The organism is Neoalteromonas flava, assembly GCF_002807685.1.
Lineage (GTDB): Bacteria > Pseudomonadota > Gammaproteobacteria > Enterobacterales > Alteromonadaceae > Alteromonas_E > Alteromonas_E flava.
Map to the genome: position 1 here is coordinate 46,942 of NZ_PEAX01000001.1, position 18,210 is coordinate 65,151.

At 47.2% G+C, this 18,210-nt stretch carries 12 protein-coding genes and 3 tRNA genes; 9 read left to right on the plus strand and 6 right to left on the minus strand.

Annotated elements, in window-relative coordinates:
* Positions 1–8: 8 nt before the first annotated feature.
* Positions 9–440 (minus strand): hypothetical protein, encoded by a 432-nt coding sequence (locus tag CSH92_RS00255; RefSeq protein ID WP_240612691.1) that lies wholly within the window; start codon positions 438–440, stop codon positions 9–11.
* Between the two features lie 251 nt (positions 441–691).
* On the opposite strand from CSH92_RS00255, the gene asnS reads away from it, so the two are divergent.
* From asnS to CSH92_RS00300, 9 genes are all read left to right on the plus strand, one after another.
* The gene (gene asnS, locus CSH92_RS00260) at positions 692–2,089 is read left to right on the plus strand and encodes an asparagine--tRNA ligase (protein WP_100655617.1); all 1,398 of its coding nucleotides are present in this window, start codon (positions 692–694) and stop codon (positions 2,087–2,089) included.
* 239 nt (positions 2,090–2,328) lie between these two features.
* A complete protein-coding gene (locus tag CSH92_RS00265) occupies positions 2,329–3,456 on the plus strand; it encodes a paraquat-inducible protein A (RefSeq protein WP_124916888.1) in 1,128 nt (375 codons plus the stop codon).
* Positions 3,446–5,098: an intermembrane transport protein PqiB gene (pqiB, locus tag CSH92_RS00270; RefSeq protein ID WP_100655618.1), complete on the plus strand. Its 1,653-nt coding sequence runs from the start codon at positions 3,446–3,448 to the stop codon at positions 5,096–5,098. Before CSH92_RS00265 ends, pqiB begins: the two co-directional genes overlap by 11 nt.
* Positions 5,091–5,687 carry a PqiC family protein gene (locus tag CSH92_RS00275; protein WP_100655619.1) on the plus strand — a complete coding sequence of 199 codons (597 nt, stop codon included), beginning with the start codon at positions 5,091–5,093 and terminating at the stop codon, positions 5,685–5,687. The genes pqiB and CSH92_RS00275 overlap by 8 nt, the downstream gene beginning before the upstream one ends.
* Positions 5,688–5,693: 6 nt before the next feature.
* Complete coding sequence (locus tag CSH92_RS00280) at positions 5,694–6,788, plus strand: GGDEF domain-containing protein (RefSeq protein ID WP_100655620.1); 1,095 nt, start codon at positions 5,694–5,696, stop codon at positions 6,786–6,788.
* Positions 6,789–7,124: 336 nt separating this feature from the next.
* The gene (locus CSH92_RS00285; protein WP_100655621.1) at positions 7,125–8,282 is read left to right on the plus strand and encodes an efflux RND transporter periplasmic adaptor subunit; all 1,158 of its coding nucleotides are present in this window, start codon (positions 7,125–7,127) and stop codon (positions 8,280–8,282) included.
* A 12-nt stretch (positions 8,283–8,294) separates the two neighbouring features.
* Positions 8,295–11,453 carry an efflux RND transporter permease subunit gene (locus CSH92_RS00290; RefSeq protein ID WP_100655622.1) on the plus strand — a complete coding sequence of 1,053 codons (3,159 nt, stop codon included), beginning with the start codon at positions 8,295–8,297 and terminating at the stop codon, positions 11,451–11,453.
* A gap of 199 nt (positions 11,454–11,652) precedes the next feature.
* A complete protein-coding gene (locus CSH92_RS00295; RefSeq protein WP_100655623.1) occupies positions 11,653–13,971 on the plus strand; it encodes an efflux RND transporter permease subunit in 2,319 nt (772 codons plus the stop codon).
* A complete protein-coding gene (locus CSH92_RS00300; RefSeq protein ID WP_100655624.1) occupies positions 13,964–15,190 on the plus strand; it encodes a threonine/serine exporter family protein in 1,227 nt (408 codons plus the stop codon). The genes CSH92_RS00295 and CSH92_RS00300 overlap by 8 nt, the downstream gene beginning before the upstream one ends.
* A gap of 71 nt (positions 15,191–15,261) precedes the next feature.
* Here the strand turns inward: CSH92_RS00300 and CSH92_RS00305 are convergent, their stop codons facing one another.
* The 5 genes from CSH92_RS00305 to CSH92_RS00325 form a co-directional block, all read right to left on the minus strand.
* Positions 15,262–16,014, minus strand: coding sequence for a HesA/MoeB/ThiF family protein (locus CSH92_RS00305; protein WP_100655625.1), 753 nt, complete (start codon positions 16,012–16,014; stop codon positions 15,262–15,264).
* A gap of 346 nt (positions 16,015–16,360) precedes the next feature.
* Positions 16,361–16,451: transfer RNA gene (locus CSH92_RS00310), tRNA-Ser, on the minus strand.
* Between the two features lie 55 nt (positions 16,452–16,506).
* On the minus strand, positions 16,507–17,568 hold the full coding sequence (nadA, locus tag CSH92_RS00315; protein ID WP_100655626.1) for a quinolinate synthase NadA: 1,062 nt from the start codon (positions 17,566–17,568) through the stop codon (positions 16,507–16,509).
* Positions 17,569–17,864: 296 nt separating this feature from the next.
* Positions 17,865–17,940 (minus strand) — tRNA-Lys (locus CSH92_RS00320).
* Positions 17,941–17,972: 32 nt separating this feature from the next.
* Positions 17,973–18,048, minus strand: a tRNA-Lys gene (locus tag CSH92_RS00325).
* Positions 18,049–18,210: the final 162 nt, after the last annotated feature.

Genomic DNA, 18,210 nt, shown 5'->3' on the forward strand with positions numbered 1-18,210 from the left:
TAAACCAATTACAGTGCTGGTAAGACGGTGATTTGCAATGTGATAAAACTGATCACCACAATCAAGATTAATACAATAAAGCTAATACCGATACTATCGGTAGCGCGGCGCGAGCGGCGTTGCCCGAGCCAAACGCTTAGTAGGCTCAACAGCAAACACAGCTGCAGCAGCCAATTAAGCCAACTAACCAGTTCCGCTGACCAATCTTCTCGAACGGTGAGCCCTAAGTATTCCTGTACACCTGTGACGAGCTCAGGACGCGCATAATGAAATAGCACCAGAGCGCCCACCAGCCCAAGCCAGCATAGGAGATTCAAGCCGAGGGCAAGCCGATAGATCCGATCCTCAGTGCGCGGGCGTTCGCGGCGGTCACGTCCTGACATTTTTCGATACTCCGCCGTACTGATTTTACCTTGTTCGTCAGGTGACTCATCGTGCATGTTCCTCTCCCTCAAAACATAACGGACGAACGTATTTCAACCATTGCTATTATAATCTAAATAGTAATACGCCTTAGTGACTAAAAAGAACAATTCTTTTCCAGCAACACGGACTGTCTAGCAATGACAACCGCCGGACAAAAAAAAGTATATTTATCCCAGTTATGGGGACTCTCTACACTAGTATACGGCGCTGGGATCGGTATACTACGGGGTTTGATTTTTGCCTTTGTTAAATGGAGAAGTTGTATATGTCGCACGCCCCTGTTGTTGACGTGCTAAAGGGTCAATTTGCAATCGGTGACACAGTTACCGTAAAAGGTTGGGTACGAACCCGCCGTGACTCAAAAGCGGGTTTGTCGTTTATTGCGCTGCATGATGGTAGTTGTTTTGATCCAATCCAAGTGATTGCTCTTAACAATTTGCCCAATTATGCCGATGTTCAGCGCTTAACGACTGGCTGTGCGTTAACCGTGAAAGGCACTGTGAAAGAGTCTGAAGGGCAAGGTCAAGCCATCGAGTTAGATGCGCAAAGTATTGAAATTAATGGCTGGGTAGAGAATCCGGATACTTATCCAATGGCGGCGAAGCGCCACAGCATTGAATTTTTGCGCGAACATGCGCACTTGCGTGCGCGTACCAACGTGATTGGCGCTGTAACGCGAGTACGTAACTGCCTATCACAAGCCGTTCACCGCTTCTTCCATGAACGCGGGTATTTTTGGATCAGTACGCCAATCCTAACGGCCAGTGATACCGAAGGTGCCGGTGAAATGTTTCGCGTTAGCACCTTGGATATGCTCAATATTCCCAAAGATGACAAAGGCAATGTTGATTATTCAGAAGACTTTTTCGGCAAAGAAACCTATCTCACGGTATCTGGCCAGCTAAACGTTGAAACCTACGCCTGTGCAATGTCAAAAGTCTATACGTTTGGCCCGACTTTCCGAGCTGAAAACAGTAACACCAGTCGTCACCTCGCAGAGTTTTGGATGATCGAGCCAGAAGTTGCCTTTGCTGATCTGAGTGATGTTGCGCAGCTAGCTGAAGACCTGCTCAAATACGTGTTTAAGGCCGTATTAGAGGAACGCCCGGATGATATGGCGTTTTTTGCCCAGCGCATCAATAAAGAAGCGATTAGCCGCCTACAAAAGGTCATTGACTCTGAGTTTGTGCGCATGGATTACACCGACGCTATTGAAATTTTACAAGCCAGTGGCAAGAACTTTGAATTCCCAGTGGAATGGGGTGTGGATCTATCGTCAGAGCACGAGCGCTACTTGGCGGAAGAGCATGTGGGTGCGCCAATCATCATGCAAAATTATCCTAAAGACATTAAAGCCTTTTACATGCGCATCAATGATGACAACAAAACCGTCGCGGCGATGGATGTGCTAGCGCCTGGGATTGGCGAAATCATCGGCGGTTCGCAACGTGAAGAACGCTTAGATGTGTTTGATCGCCGCCTCGCTGAAATGGGTCTCGACCAGGAAGATTATGCCTGGTATCGCGATTTGCGTCGTTACGGGACGGTGCCGCATAGTGGTTTTGGGTTGGGCTTTGAGCGCTTAGTCGCCTACGTCACCGGCATGCAAAATGTACGTGACGTGATCCCGTTCCCGCGTACCCCTGGAAACGCCAACTACTAAATGCATTGCTAAACGCTTTTGGGCAGGCCTGCGTTGTTAACCTAGCCCCTAGCATACTGAATTGAGCCTGATGACTGCACCAAACCGGTCATCAGGCTTTTTTATAGCCACTGCAGCACATGATACAAACTATTTTCATCACCTCAAGCACACCTTTTGATAACTGAATGACTGGTTTAGCCGTCGGCTTTGTTCTATGCTGACGAATAAAAGATTCATTGGAATTACAGACGTCAGGTATGACCCACGTTCGCTGTGAACACTGTTTTTTGTCGGTAGATGTTCCGCCACTTACCCATCGTGAGCGTGCGATGTGCCCGCGCTGCGGTAATCAACTATTGGCGCACCGGCGGCACAACGCCGGTCTGGCTTTCGCGTTTGCCGTAGCAGGGTTAATTTTTCTTAGTCTGTCTTTGCCCTTTGAGTTTTTACAATTTCGCGCTAGTGGGCAAACCCACGCGATGGATTTGTTTTCCGGTTTATTGACCCTTAGTGATAACGATTATGCCTCATTAGCCATTATTACCGCATTGGGCACGCTGGTTTTACCTGGCGCTTCACTCGCCGGTATTGCCTATCTGTACTTTCAGTATCAGTATTCACAACCCAGCTTTGTTGCCTATCGCGTGCATGTTTGGGTACAACGATTGCTTCCCTGGAGCATGGCTGAAATCTTTCTGGTCGGAACCTTAGTCAGCCTAATAAAAATCACTTCATTGGCGGAGGTCTATTTTGGCCTTTCGTTTTACGCGTATATTGCCTTTACCATCTGCTCTGCCTGCACCTTGCTGTATTATGAAAAAAACGAAATGCACGGGTGGCTTAGTGACTTCTATGCGGGGCACGAATTCCCGCTGAATGATGAACAGGCCCAGTTTAGTATTCAACGCACCTGGGCATTACTACTCACTGCAACCTTACTTTATATTCCTGCCAATTTACTGCCGATCATGCAGACGAATGTGTTAGGTAATCAACAACCCAGTACCATCATTGGGGGCGTGCGTACGTTATGGGAAGATGGCTCCTATCCTGTTGCGAGCATTATCTTCATCGCCAGCGTATTGGTCCCCATTACTAAATTGGTGGTACTGGCATGGCTTAATTATTCTGTGCAGCGACAACAGGAAAATCTGACGCACTTGCGAGCCCTAAGCTATCGCATGACCGAACTGATCGGGCGTTGGTCGATGATCGACGTCTTTGTTGTGGCTATATTAGTTGCATTGATCCAACTGGGTAATACATTATCCATATATCCTGGTCCAGCAGTATTGGCCTTTTGCGCTGTGGTTTTTATCACAATGCTAGCTGCTATGACCTTTGACAGTCGTTTAATATGGTACCGTTACACTAATGACAGATAACAAAGCTAGCCAAAGTGCCGCGGTAAAACCGGCGGCTAAATTCTCAAAAGTGTGGTTCATCCCACTCATTGCCTTGTTAATTGGCGTTTGGATGGTATTTCATCAATGGGCGAATCAAGGCCCCTTGATCACCATAGCGTTAGATTCTGCCGCTGGTATTGAAGTTAATAAAACTCCCATCAAGGCGCGCGATTTGGACGTGGGTATGGTCAAAAAAATCGACCTAAAACCCGATCTAGATGGGGTAATTATTACCGCACGAATGGACAAATCGGTGGCTGATTTATTGACCACGGATACCGAATTCTGGGTAGTTTCACCGCGCGTTTCTTTTAGTGGTGTTTCGGGGCTGAACACCTTGCTTTCAGGCAGTTATATCGCCATGGAGCCGGCAGAAAATGGTCAGTCGCGCACCGACTTTATTGGCCTCAGTCGCCCGCCTGTAACCCCACCTGGCACTCCCGGTCTGCACGTAACCCTCAACAGTGCAGATGAATTTGCCTTCAAAGAAGGCGACCCCATCATTTATAAGGGGTTTAAGGTTGGTGAGTTTGAAGACACCTTCTTTAACGTGGAAGAACGCGTGGTGTACTATAACGCCTTTATTGAAGCCCCCTATCATAAGCTGATCACCGAAAACACCCGCTTTTGGAATGTCAGTGGTGTGCGATTTAACTTGAGCTCCACCGGCGTTAGTGTTGAAACTGGCAGTTTAGAAACATTATTGACCAACGGTGTCACCTTCGGTATCCCTCCTGGTGTCGCCGCCGGTGAGCAAATCACCAGCCGAGCGTATTTTGACATTTACCCGTCCTACGAGTCAGCAGCCAGTGAACGCTATAAACTCTCAGCCGAATTTTTACTTTTAATCGATGAAACCGTGCGTGGGCTCAGCGTGGGAGCCCCGGTAGAATATCGCGGTATTGAGATTGGCGAGGTTTTGGCAATTAATATGGCCAATGCATTGCCGGGAACAATCCTTGAGGAGGACTATGATATTCCGGTATTGATCAACATCTATCCCGGCAAAGTCCGCCAACCCGACAATCAACAAGGCTTAGAATTTGTGCGTCGACAAATTAACCATTGGGTCCAGCAAGACTTACGGGCAACGCTACGGATGGGAAATGTGTTGACCGGCGCGTTATATGTTGATTTACAACATGTAGAGAATGCAGCACCGGTTGAGACGGTTAAACTGCTTGGCTACGACGTGATCCCGAGCGCGTCAGACGAATTTACTCAGATCACGCAAAAAGTTGATGCACTGCTGAATAAAATGAATGCTTTACCACTAGAAACCCTAACCAGCGACATCCGCCGCGTGATCGATGATATGTCAGCGACCGCAGCCTCGGTGGCGCAAACCAGTGATAACTTCAATACCCGGATTGAGGAATTGGATGTGGCTGCAATTAATCGTTCGATTGACCAGATCAGCCAGCAGTTACAGGCGTTAATGGCCGATTACTCCGATGGTTCACGTTCCTATTCGAATATTAATCAAAGTTTAAGAACCTTACAGCAAACCCTCAAGGATATGCAGCCAGTGTTGCATCAACTCAATGAAAAACCCAACGGATTGGTGTTTGGTGATAATCTGAGCACAGATCCACAGCCGCAGAGGAAGAATAATGAATAAAACTATCATGCTAAGCCTTCTGTGCGCCTTTTTATTGTTGCCAGGATGTTCGTCAGCGCCGATTACCTTAAATTATTACAAGCTGGATACCGCTGATGGCTCGGAAATAAAGGAGCGGCACAATAATGCCCCGGTCATTGCCATCCACTCGGTCAGGTTGGCTGAGCATTTACGCGGGCGTAATTTAGTAATGCAACAAACTGATTTAACCCTCTCGATTGCCACCAAACACCTTTGGGCTGAGCCGCTAGAAGATGATATCGGCACGCTACTGGCACGAGAAATTCGTAGCTCAGGAAAATTCGATGCGTTTTATTCACCCGCACCACAGTTGGGTTTCCATGGTGCACAACAGCAAATCTCTTTGGTGATTGAACATTTTATTCCGCTCGCGAGCGGTGATGTTGTGTTAAGTGGCTACTGGTTTGATCAACATAACAAACAACTCCCGCCACAACGCTTTCATTATCGCCAAGAACTAAGCCAAGATGGCTATCCACACGCTGTAGCCAAAATGCGGCAACTACTGGCCCGATTAGGCAGCGATATCACTCAAACGCTAGCAACATCATCGGCAGAAAAGCTATAGGGTTTTATGTTTGATTTTATCCGCCGCCATTTAGACGATTATGTGCATGCTGGATGCTCCGATGCCTTCGAAGAAGACATTAATCGCCGTGTCGTCATAGTTAACCTATTTGCGTTAGTCGGCAGCAGTATTACGTTTTTGCTATTTGTGCGAGCCGCCTTCGCCAGTGATTGGAGGCTTGCCATTTCGCTAGCAGCCGCGAGCTTTTTGTTTTACGCCACGCGATTACTTCAAGTCGTAAGACCCAATCGCTTTTATCAAATCGTTTCCGCTACCGTCCTGCAGTGCTGTCTTATGGTCCTAACGCTGTATTTAATCATCAGTGGTGGTAACAATAATACCGGTCCATTGTGGGTCTATCTGGTGCCACCGGTTTGTATGTTTTTAGGGGGCTTCCGGCGCGGGCTAATCGCGACTATCGGATTTACCGGCTGTGTTGCTTTTGTGTTGTTTTTTCCTAACGACGCACTACTGGCAACTCAATACACGTATGAATTTAAAACTCGTTTATTGTATTCCTTTATGACCATCATATTTCTCTCTGCCCTGTATGAGTACAGCCGAGAACAAAGCTTTACAATAGTGCGTAGACTGCGTGATGAGTTTGAAGAGCAAGCCCTGCACGATCAGTTAACGAAACTGCCGAATCGACGTAATTTAAATGAACATTTAAAGCACGAATATCAACGTACGATTAGAGATGGACATGCTTTCACCGTTTTGTTGGTGGATGTGGATCACTTTAAACAAATCAACGATAACCTAGGGCATGATGCCGGCGATGAAGTGTTATGCAGTCTGGCCAAACGCTTCCAACAAGTCTTGCGTTCACAGGATCTGATTGCGCGCTGGGGTGGCGAGGAATTTCTGTTTTTGTTGCCCTCAACGCCACTCACTAGTGCCGCAGAAGTCGCAGAAAAAATACGCGCATTTATTGCCAGCCAGCCGGTTTGGCAACGTCAGCGCCCGGTTACAGTAACGGTGAGTATCGGTGCCGCTGAAGTGAACCAACAAACGGGCATTGATGAAGCAATAAATCTTGCAGATAAACGGCTTTACCTAGCCAAACAACAAGGCCGTAATAAGGTAATTTGGCAATAAGGCTACTTGGTTTTATGCGCAATACTTTAGGCTGGCACAGCTAATATAGCATCAACTTTTCCGAGTTTTTAAAAACCCGTGAATGATCAGTGCCCCGAATTTCTTTGGCCGGTAATAGCGGCCTGTTACAAGCCCTAACAATGCATTAATTGTGTAACGATAGCCGAATATTCTCCTATACTTTATGGGGTGACCGTCCAACCTAGCCGTACAGGTTTTGTATGATTCTCACTAATGACAAAAATTTAATAACAGTTCGTTACATTTGATTGATCGTTTTTTTTCATCAGGCAGTTAGTATATGAGCTGGAAATCACTCACTTTAAATGCACTGCTATGAAAAAAACATTAATAAAAGTTGCCGTTCCGATTTTGATATTAGTTATCGGACTTGGCGTTAAATTCAGCATCGAAGCCAGCGCGCCCGAAGAGCCTGAAGAGGCGCAAAAAGATACACGGCCAACAGTGCGTATCCAAATGCTCAATGCCATTGACTATACCGTCACCATAGAAAGTTTTGGTGAAGTCGCGCCACTGGAGTCTACCCGCTTATCAGCACAAGTTTCTGGTGAAGTGGTGGCGTGGAATCCAAATTTTGTTCCCGGTGGTATCGTCAAACGCGGTGAGGTGTTGTTTTCCATTGAACAAGACGCTTATGAGTCGGCACTGTTGCAAGCAGAAGCCGAATTATCCCAAGCCCAAGCGCAGTTAATTGAAGAGCAAGCGCGCGCCGATGTTGCCGCACGCGAAGCACGCGCGCTGTCGTCGCAACAAGTGAGTGATTTATACTTGCGCAAGCCGCAAGTAATGAGTGCTGAGGCCCGGGTTAAATCTGCCGAAGCTCGTCTACGTATCGCCAAACGTGATCTTGAAAATACCCGCGTAACGGCTCCTTACGATGCGTTGATCGTCACCCGTGATGTTGGTGTTGGTCAGTTTGTACAAACGGGTGCTAGTGTAGCTACCTTGCACAATATTGAGATAGCTGAAGTGGTCTTCCCGATTGCGGGGTTTGATAACGACTACTTACCAGCAAGCCTAGCAGGCCAGCCAGCACAGGTGATCACTCGCGGTCGCAACACAATTTCTCGTAGCGGCACCATCGAGCGCGATTTGGGCGTGGTCGATGAAGCCACCCGTATGACTAATTTAGTCGTGCGGGTAAACGATCCTTATGGTCTTAATTCAGACGTTCCAGCACTTAAATTTGGTAACTATGTAGAAGTAAGCTTTGACGGCACAGTATTAGAAAACGTGTTCAAGATTAAACAAGATTTGATCAACAACCGCACTGTTTGGACCTTGGATGAAGACAACAAAATGCGGAAACGCAACGTTGAGGTTATCCGCGAACAAGGTGATTTCTTTCTGGTCAGTAGCGGCCTGAACAGCGGTGAGAGAATTGTTTTAACGCTTCCGGAATATCCGCAAAACGGTATGGAAGTCATCGTGATTGACGAAAAAGATCAAGCCATCAGTGGCAATGCAGAATAAAAGGCACAACATATGAGCGCTCATAACGATACGCAAAGCGGGATTATTGCATTTTTCGCGCGAAACTCAGTCGCTGCCAACCTGCTAATGGTGTTTATCATCATTATGGGAGTGGTCAGCTACTTTACAATCCAACGGCAGATGTTTCCTAACATTGAGATCAATTACATCAATGTTAGCGCCCAATATCGCGGTGCCTCGCCACAAGAAATAGAAGAATCCATTCTGATTAAAATCGAGGAGTCGCTGAAGGATGTAACCGAGATCAAACGCATCGTTTCTCGCGCATTTCGTAACAGTGGGCGTGTGACGTTGGAAATCTATCCTGAAGAAGACCTCACCGATGTATTAGATAAAGTGAAATTGCGGGTTGATAGCATTGCTACCTTTCCGGCAGACATGGAGCCAGTAACCGTTTCACAAGTTGAATTTCGTCAAGATGTACTTGAGATGCCACTGGTCGGTGACCTGCCACTATCTGAATTGAAAGTATTAGCCAAACAAATTGAAACCGAGTTGCTGCAGTTAAGCAATGTGTCGTTGGTGCAAATGGGCGCGCCAGATGACGAAATTGCGGTTGAAATTCAACCGGATATGCTACGCAAATACAATGTGACAATTAATGATATTACCCAGGCGATTCGCCGCTATTCGGCTAACATTTCAGCCGGTCAGTTGCGTACTGACTCTGGCATTATTTCTGTACGGGTTGAAAATCAATTTTATAGCGGTGAAGAATTCCGCCAGATCCCAATAAAAGTCGGTGATAATGGTGCTCGCGTGCTGTTAGGTGATGTAGCGACGGTCACTGATGGTTTCACTGAAGGTGAGCGATACTTTAAGTACTCTGGACAGAACGCCATGTGGATGGCCGTTAAAGCCACTAAAAATCAAAATATGATCCCAGTGGCCGAAAGCGTGAAGCAATATATTGAGCAGCGTAACAAAACTCTACCCGACGGTGTTCAACTGAAAATTCTCGTCGACATGACTTACTACCTCAATGCGCGTTTGGACATGATGCTCAGCAACCTGTTTCAGGGCGCAATCTTGGTGGCCTTGCTACTCACTATTTTCTTACGCTTCCGCCTAGCCTTCTGGGTGATGGTAGGTTTACCAGTGTGTTTCCTCGGCGCAGTTATGATGATGCCGGTATTTGGCGTGAGCATTAATATTCTTTCGCTATTTGCGTTTATCATGGTGCTAGGGATTGTGGTAGACGATGCAATCGTCATAGGAGAAAGCGCCTATACCGAGATAGAAAGTAAAGGTGGTGGCGTCGAAAACGTGGTGCGTGGTGCGAAACGGGTCGCGACACCTGCGACCTTTGGCGTTTTGACCACAATCGCGGTATTTGCGCCTGCGACTATGAGCTCAGGACCTGAAGGGGCATTCTTTTATAACATCTCAGTGGTTGTGATCCTGTGTTTGGTGTTTAGTTTGATAGAGTCCAAACTGATATTGCCCGCACACATTGCGCATACCAAGTTTCCACCGGTGAAACCAGACAGCTGGCGAGCGCGTTTTAACAAACGTTTCTTTGGTTTCGTCAACGGTACCTATAAGAATTTCATCGCGCGTTGCTTGGAATGGCGCTGGGCAGTGTTAATGACTTTTATCGCGTTGTTGGCCGTGAGCATTGGTTTGATCAATGCCAATTACGTGCGTACGGTTCCAAACCCTAAAGTCCCGCATGACTTCCCCAGTGTGCGCATTGAAATGAATGAAACAGTGTCAGACACTGCGACCATCGAAGCACTACAAACCATTGAGAACGTGATTTGGCAAATCGAGGAAGACACCATTGCCGAACATGGTTCAGGCATGATCCGTGATTTGCTGGCGTTTAATCAGGGCCGCACCGAAGCGCGTATTGTGGTGCCGTTAGTGCATGAAGATGAACGCCCGTTCGATACCTTTGAACTGGCACGCCGTTGGCGTGAAGCCATTCCACCGATCCCAGGCATGAAGTCATTTGTGGTACAGGATGACGTTAATGGCGGCGGTGACAATGGCGAATTTGGATACTTGCTGTTCGGGCCGGATCTAAAAACCCTTAATGCTGCGGGGCGTCAATTTATCACTCTGTTACAGCAGCAAGAAGGCTTATTTGATATCAGCTCAACCATCGACCCAATGAGCAAAGAAATCCAAATGACACTTAAGCCAGTGGCCTATGACTTGGGCCTTGACCTTGCCAATATCGCTAATCAAGTGGGCACTAGCTTTTTTGGTGGTGAAGCCCAACGCGTGATCCGCAACGGCGAGGAAGTCCGCGTTATGGTGCGTTACCCACGTTTGACCCGAGAACAGTTTGCATCATTGAAATATGCCGTTATCCGCACTCCGGGTGGCCGCGAAGTAATGCTGGGTGATGTGGTTGAGCTGAGCGAAAGTCCGGGGATCAGTTACATCCGTCGTGAAGCTGGCTATCAAAGCGTTTACGTGTGGGGCTCTATTGATGAACGCTTAGTTGAACCTAATGAAGTGGTAGAAGAAATTAAAGAGAATCTACTCCCTGAGTTGTTTAAACAATTCCCAGGCGTTAAAACTGAGCTGGGTGGCGATATTAAAGAGCAACAAGCGCAACAAAACGAGCAATTGATGTTCTTTATCGCTGGTATGATCATGGTGTATATCCTCTTAGCAGTGCCACTGAAGAGTTATGGACAGCCGTTGATCATCATGTCGGTTATCCCCTTTAGTTTAACCGGGGCTATTTGGGGGCACTTCCTGTTTGGATTGGATCTAAGCATGATGTCCTTCTTTGGACTCATTGCCGCCGCAGGGGTTGTGATCAATGACAGTTTGGTCATGACAGACTTTGTGAATCAACGTCGCGCGCAAGGCTATTCTATTCGAGACGCAGTACTTGAAGCGGGCTGTGCCCGATTTAGAGCCATCACGTTAACATCAATTACTACATTTGCGGGCGTATTGCCCATCATGTTTGAAACTAGCTTGCAGGCCGCATTCGTTATACCAATGGCGGTTGCGCTCGGCTTTGCTGTGATGTTTGCAACGCTGGTAACCTTAATCTTGGTGCCGTGTTTATATCTGATTTTATTGGATTTCGCACGACCCGTTGCGGCAGTGAAAGCGCGCTTGAAAAAGAACAAGGGCTCACAAGATATGCCATTAGCACCGGCATCAAGCAGTTCTAGCGACTAGTCCAAACATTGTTTAAGCCTAGGGTGAAGCTGCACAGGCTTCACCCTTTTTTATTGCTTGTGGCCTGCTCTGTTTCCAGCTTTGTTTAACATCAATCCATGCTGGTATCCAAGCTTTAATAAATATCACAGCTAAAGCGTTGATCAACAATGCAGTTTAGGCTGTAATCAAGATGCGCATTCAAAAATAGGTCGGGAAGATGAAACAACGCTGGATGGACTTTGTCATCAATCACCCATGGTGGGTCGTTATTTTCAACCTTATTGCCATCGCTGCGCTGTCAATGGGCGCACAAAACCTCTACTTCAGAGGTGACTACAAAGTTTTCTTTCATGATGACAATCCGCAGCGCGTTGCCTTTGAAGACATGCAAAACATTTTTAGTAAAAATGAAAACGTGTCACTGTTAGTTACCGCGCCAGGCAATTCGGTGTTTACGCCCGAAACATTGGGTTTAATTCATCGACTCACCGAAGCCGCGTGGCAAACCCCTTTTTCCACCCGTGTCGATTCGATTAGCAATCACCAGCACACCTATGCCGAATATGATGACCTCATGGTAGAAGACTTAGTTACTGATCCTGAGCAACTAGGTGAGGCAACCATCCAAGAAATCCAGCGTGTGGCATTACATGAGCCCACGGTGGCTGGACGTCTGGTGGCAACAGATGGATCTGTTGCCAATATTAATATCACGGTGCAACTGCCCGATGGCGACCAGACCCAAGAAGTCACGACCATCGTAAATTTTGTCCGCGAGTTACGCGCAGAGTACGCGCGTGAGTATCCAGAGCATCAGTTTTACCTGACTGGCATGGTGATGTTGAATAATGCTTTTCAGGAATCGGCCAATAGTGATGCCCAGACCCTCATTCCCTTAATGTTTGGGGTTATTATTGTTGTGATGTGGCTACTATTACGCTCATTCGTTGCGACCCTCGCTACGCTGCTCGTGGTAGGGTTTTCGATTGCTGCGACCATGGGTTTTGCTGGCTGGAGCGGCTATTTCTTGAGTATCTCAACGGTGAACGTGCCTACCATGGTAATGACACTAGCGGTAGCCGATAGCATCCATGTTATTGCATCGATGTTTTATGCCCTGCAACAGGGTAGGAGTAAAGCAGATGCCATTCGCTATAGCCTGGATATTAATTTAATGCCCGTGGTAATAACCAGCGTAACGACTGCCGTTGGCTTCTTAACCTTAAATTTTTCCGCAGTGCCGATTTTAAATGATCTCGGCAATTTAAACGCATTTGGGATGCTCCTGGCGTGTTGGCTATCGCTCACGTTTTTGCCAGCAATGCTAATGTTAGTCAAAATTAGGCCACCAGCCGTCGCGCAACACACTACCTCGTGGACAGACGGCCTCGCTAACTGGGTCATTTCCCACTATAAGCGGATTTTACCCTACAGTGCCTTTGTGTTTATCGCAGCCATTGCTTTGGCCTTTACTAATGTGCTTAACGATATCGCCATTGAATACTTCGATACAGACAATGAGTTTCGGCAAGCGTCCGACTTTCAAACCGAAAAGATGGGCGGCATGTCGACGGCTGACTTTGCCATTTATACCGATGAAACCACCAATATTAATCGTCCGGAAAACCTTATTGCTATTGACGCATTCACCCATTGGTTACGTGCACAACCCGAGGTTGTGCACGTGGTTTCAATGACTGATACGCTCAAGCGGCTAAATAAAAACATGCACAATGACGATCAGGAGAAATACCGTTTACCCGATAATAAAGAACTGGCTGCACAGTACCTGTTATTATTTGAAATGTCCCTACCCTATGGGCTTGATCTGAATAATCAAATCGATATTGATAAATCAGCGACACGCGTGATGGCGACACTCAAAAACCTCGGTAGTAACGAATTTATCGCCTTTGAACAGCGTGCATTAGAGTGGTTTACTCAACTTGCCCCTGAACTACGAATTACCGCGGCCAGCCCGCCACTGATGTTTGCCCATGTGGGTGAGGCCAACATGCGCAGCATGATTAACGGTACTCTAATTGCTCTCGTACTGATATCAGGATTACTGATCGTAGCATTGCGTTCTTTGCGCATGGGCATTATTAGTCTCTTGCCCAATATGCTGCCCGCCGGCATTGGTTTTGGTATTTGGGCGCTTATATCAGGGCAGATTAATATGGCACTGGCGGTAGTGCTAAGTATGACCTTGGGCATAATCGTCGACGATACCGTGCATTTTTTGAGCAAGTATAATTATGCTCGCCAACGTGGTGATAGCGCCGAGGACAGTGTACGATACGCGTTTAACAGTGTCGGTCGCGCTTTATTAATTACTACGGTAGTTTTGGCGCTTGGTTTTGCAACCTTGACCTTATCGACCTTTGCGCTGAATGAAGACATGGGTTTATTAACCAGTATCATCATTGTCGTGGCGCTTGTGGTCGATTTGATATTCTTACCCGCTGCGTTACTTTTATTCGACGGCCGTCGCACAATACAAGCAGAACACTCAATTAAGGGATCGCGTGGATAAAAAAGAGTTTGTCCAGATACGAAAATTTATCGTACGACTGGGTAAAATGTTACATAAGTATGGTACCCCAGCGTTTCGTCTGGAAGCACACTTGATGGAAGTTTCCGCCTATTTGGGTGTACACGCTGGTTTCGTATCAACGCCCACCTCACTAAGTGTCAGTATATGGAGCGACAAGCATGAAGAAGAGTATAACCACGTCGCCCGGGTGCAACCGGGTGATCTTGATTTAGGCTCATTGTCACGTACTGATGAACTGGTCAATAAGTTGTTGAGCGGCGAAATGACATTAAAGGAAGCCGATGAGCGCTTAAGCGAAATCGACGTACTCCCTGAATTTTATCACCCTATCGTTTCGTGTATCGCTTTTGGCCTTTCCACAGGTGCCTTTGCCGTAGTCATGGGCTCATCCTTGGATGACTCCCTCGCGGCTGGTGCGATCGGTCTGATCATGTATTTATACACGCTGTGGGCGACGCGCAGTAAACGCGTAAACCTTATGCTTGAGCCAGCGGTTGCCATGATTGCTGGACTGTGTGCCTGTGCGATCAGTAGTTTTATCGATCCGGCGATAAACATTCGCTTGGTAGTGCTATCGTCGATTATCATTTTTGTTCCCGGGCTCGCCTTAACTATCGGCTTAGCCGAGCTATCTGCGCGGCATGTTGTATCAGGGACCGCGCGGGTTATGGACGCACTGATGCAGCTGTTTAAACTGTATTTTGGTGCCTTTCTGGGAATTGCACTAGGGTTTTGGCTCTTCAACGAAGTGGAAATGACGCCAACCCAACCCATGCCCAAATGGGCTGTATTCGTTGCCGTACTGATTTTATGTTCGGCCTTGGTGGTGATATTTAAACTTCGTCTTAAGCATGCGCCATGGGCTATTACCTGTGGCTTTATTGGGTACTTTGGTACGTTCTGGGCATCGAAGTATTTGGAGTTTGGCTTAGGAACTTTCGTCGGTGCATTCGCAGTTGGTGTTTTTGCCAACTTATTTACCCGGATCGCCAATGCCCCAGCTAGTATCGTTTTGATGCAAGGTTTGATTGTGTTGGTACCCGGTTCGAAAACCTACATTGGTCTAAATTCATTTGTGTCAGGCCAAGACTTTGTGCAAACCGAGCACATAGGCCAAGAAACCTTTGTTATTTTTATGTCATTGGTGGCAGGACTAATTTTCGCCAATGTTTTAATGCCAACGAAAAAAGCGTTGTAAGCTGCTGTTATTCAATCAGATGTAATATAGCCAGGGAGCACAATCAACTCACCATTAGGCACATTGATTGTCTAATTAGCCGCGCAAACATTACAATGTTCGCGCGGTGAAACGTCAAAATGTGTCCACTCACTAAACCGCGCATCAAAGTGCAGTAGCCGATTAACCAGTGGTGTTGCATAGTTCGTGAGGATTTTGATCGCTTCTAGCGCTTGCATGGAGCCAATAACCCCTACGATAGGCGACATTACGCCAGCTTCAGCGCAAGATAGTGGCGCGGCTTTTAATTCCGCACTGATACACTGATAACACGCGCTGCGCACAGCTGGCAGCACACAAAACACCTGCCCCTCCATTCGAATAGCCGCGCCTGATACCAGCGGTTTACCTGCTTTATGAGCGACTCGATTAAGCTGCTGCCGGGTTTCGAGGTTGTCACTACAATCTAAAATCAGATCATACTGATGCGCAAGTGCTTGCAACTGTGCCTCTGATTGGCGCTGGTCTAGACAGGTGATATAAAGTTCACTATTCAGCTTGCGTAGTCCGGTTGCGGCAGATTGAACCTTCGTGCAACCAATGGACTTTTCAGTATGCAATACTTGGCGCTGTAAATTACTGTTCTCGACCTGATCATCATCGATAAGCAACATTTCACCAAGCCCCGCGGCGGCCAAATATTGCGCTGCTGCACAGCCCAGTCCTCCTAAACCAATAACCATCACCCGACTCCTCAGCAATGCCTCTTGCCCGTCGAAATCAAAGTCAGGCAACATGATTTGACGGCTATAGCGCATGGCTTGAGCGGAAGTTATTTCAGGCATGATTGGGCAAGCGGTCTAAAGCAATAGGAGTAGTTCGAGTGTAACCGTTTATCAGTGCAGAGAAAATGAAAACTAAAAAACCCGCTAGTGTGGGTTATTTTGTCGAACCCTAACTCGGATTCTCAACCGTCTTAATCCAACAAGTACAAAAAATACCCGCTTTCGCGGGTTATTTTGTACTTGGCGGAGAGAGGGATTACTTCGGGCTTCCTGCCCTTCGCCCTACGGGCCGTGCTGCGCACGTTCAAAATCGCTCCCGGCGATTTTGTCGAACCCTAACTCGGATTCTCAACCGACTTAATCCAACAAGTACAAAAAAACCCGCTTTCGCGGGTTATTTTGTACTTGGCGGAGAGAGAGGGATTCGAACCCTCGATACGCTATTAACGTATACACACTTTCCAGGCGTGCGCCTTCAGCCACTCAGCCATCTCTCCGAATTAGGGAATTCGTTTTAAAGCGCGCGTATAGTAGGGAAAACTGCTTGGCTTATCAAGCATTACCTTTGACTTTTAGCTTCAACGCTGCAGCAAAATCCAGCATCCGATTAAGCGGCTTCATGGCGTCGATACGCAGACTTTCATCAACATGAATCTCGTGCTCAGCGTGATTACCGGTTAAAGCACTATAAATTGCTTCCAGGCCATTCATGGCCATCCAAGGACAGTGCGCACAGCTCTTACACGTAGCGCCGTTACCACTGGTGGGTGCCTCAATAAAAGTTTTATGGGGTGCTAATTGCTGCATTTTGTAAAAGATACCGCGGTCTGTCGCCACGATGAATTTGTTGTGCGGTAGCGATTGAGCCGCATTGATCAACTGCGTGGTGGAACCAACAGCATCGGCTATCTCAACCACACTGGCAGGTGATTCTGGATGCACTAAAATTGCGGCATCCGGATGGACATGACGCATATCACGTAGCGCTTGCGCAGAAAATTCATCATGCACAATGCATTCACCATCCCACATCAACATTTCGGCGCCGGTTTGCTTTTGAATGTAGCTGCCCAAGTGGCGGTCGGGTGCCCATATGATTTTCTCACCGTTGGCATCTAAATGCTCAACGATTTCTAGCGCAATGCTCGAAGTAACCACCCAATCCGCGCGCGCTTTCACCGCTGCTGACGTATTCGCATAAACCACTACAGTGTGGTCAGGATGGGCATCACAAAACTCTGCAAACTTATCCGCGGGACAACCCAGATCCAATGAGCATGTAGCTTCTAAGGTTGGCATTAAAACAGTTTTTTCTGGGCTTAGTATTTTTGCAGTCTCACCCATAAACTTCACCCCAGCAACGATCAGCGTTTGCTGCTCAGCATCGCGTCCAAAGCGTGCCATCTCTAACGAGTCTGAAATACACCCGTTGGTTTCTTCTGCCAGCGCTTGGATTTCTGGATCAGTATAATAGTGCGCAACGAGAACGGCATTTTGCTGCTGGAGCAATCGCTTTATCTCAGCTTTGAGAAATGCTTCCCGCTCAAGCGTCAATGGCTTAGGTTTAGCCGGAAAAGGATACGAGGTTTCATCTATACGAAGCGTTACAGCCATAATATCGTTCTATGTGTGAGTCCAGAATCAAAACTGGGGGATTATACAAGAGTGTCATAATAATTTCACATGTGAGTTGTATTACTAACGGTTACGGTGACCGGATCAGATGGGCATATCATTAATAGTGGGCGTGCTGGATTACAACTAGCTTCCTGATTGTTGCCCTGCGGGCTATGCCTGCGAACATTCAAAATCGCTCCCGGCGATGTTGTCGAACCGCTACGCTGATTCAAACCCTGATTTAAAGTTCGGGTGTCTGCTTGGTGTCTGATGAAAGTCAGGATTATCGTTAATGGTGGGTCGTGCTGGATTCGAACCAGCGACCAATTGATTAAAAGTCAACTGCTCTACCAACTGAGCTAACGACCCTTAACGATATTGTCTTGCTGTGGGGCCTTGAATGGTGGGTCGTGCTGGATTCGAACCAGCGACCAATTGATTAAAAGTCAACTGCTCTACCAACTGAGCTAACGACCCATTCAAGTGTCTGCCAAGCTGAGATGTTCTCGGTACTCGGCAACGGCGGCATATAATACTTATTTCCTTGCGTGGTGCAAGATAAAATTCAGGAAAAATGCAACAAATCGCCCCTTTCCTGAATTACTGTTCAATAAGCATACAAAAGGTGTTGGCGAATTA

Bases quoted from the DNA above. Each gene is read 5' to 3' on its own strand.
- CSH92_RS00255 (WP_240612691.1), bottom strand. From the start codon at position 440: ATGCACGATGAGTCACCTGACGAACAAGGTAAAATCAGTACGGCGGAG.
- asnS (WP_100655617.1), top strand. From the start codon at position 692: ATGTCGCACGCCCCTGTTGTTGACGTGCTAAAGGGTCAATTTGCAATC.
- CSH92_RS00265 (WP_124916888.1), top strand. From the start codon at position 2,329: ATGACCCACGTTCGCTGTGAACACTGTTTTTTGTCGGTAGATGTTCCG.
- pqiB (WP_100655618.1), top strand. From the start codon at position 3,446: ATGACAGATAACAAAGCTAGCCAAAGTGCCGCGGTAAAACCGGCGGCT.
- CSH92_RS00275 (WP_100655619.1), top strand. From the start codon at position 5,091: ATGAATAAAACTATCATGCTAAGCCTTCTGTGCGCCTTTTTATTGTTG.
- CSH92_RS00280 (WP_100655620.1), top strand. From the start codon at position 5,694: ATGTTTGATTTTATCCGCCGCCATTTAGACGATTATGTGCATGCTGGA.
- CSH92_RS00285 (WP_100655621.1), top strand. From the start codon at position 7,125: ATGAAAAAAACATTAATAAAAGTTGCCGTTCCGATTTTGATATTAGTT.
- CSH92_RS00290 (WP_100655622.1), top strand. From the start codon at position 8,295: ATGAGCGCTCATAACGATACGCAAAGCGGGATTATTGCATTTTTCGCG.
- CSH92_RS00295 (WP_100655623.1), top strand. From the start codon at position 11,653: ATGAAACAACGCTGGATGGACTTTGTCATCAATCACCCATGGTGGGTC.
- CSH92_RS00305 (WP_100655625.1), bottom strand. From the start codon at position 16,014: ATGCCTGAAATAACTTCCGCTCAAGCCATGCGCTATAGCCGTCAAATC.
- nadA (WP_100655626.1), bottom strand. From the start codon at position 17,568: ATGGCTGTAACGCTTCGTATAGATGAAACCTCGTATCCTTTTCCGGCT.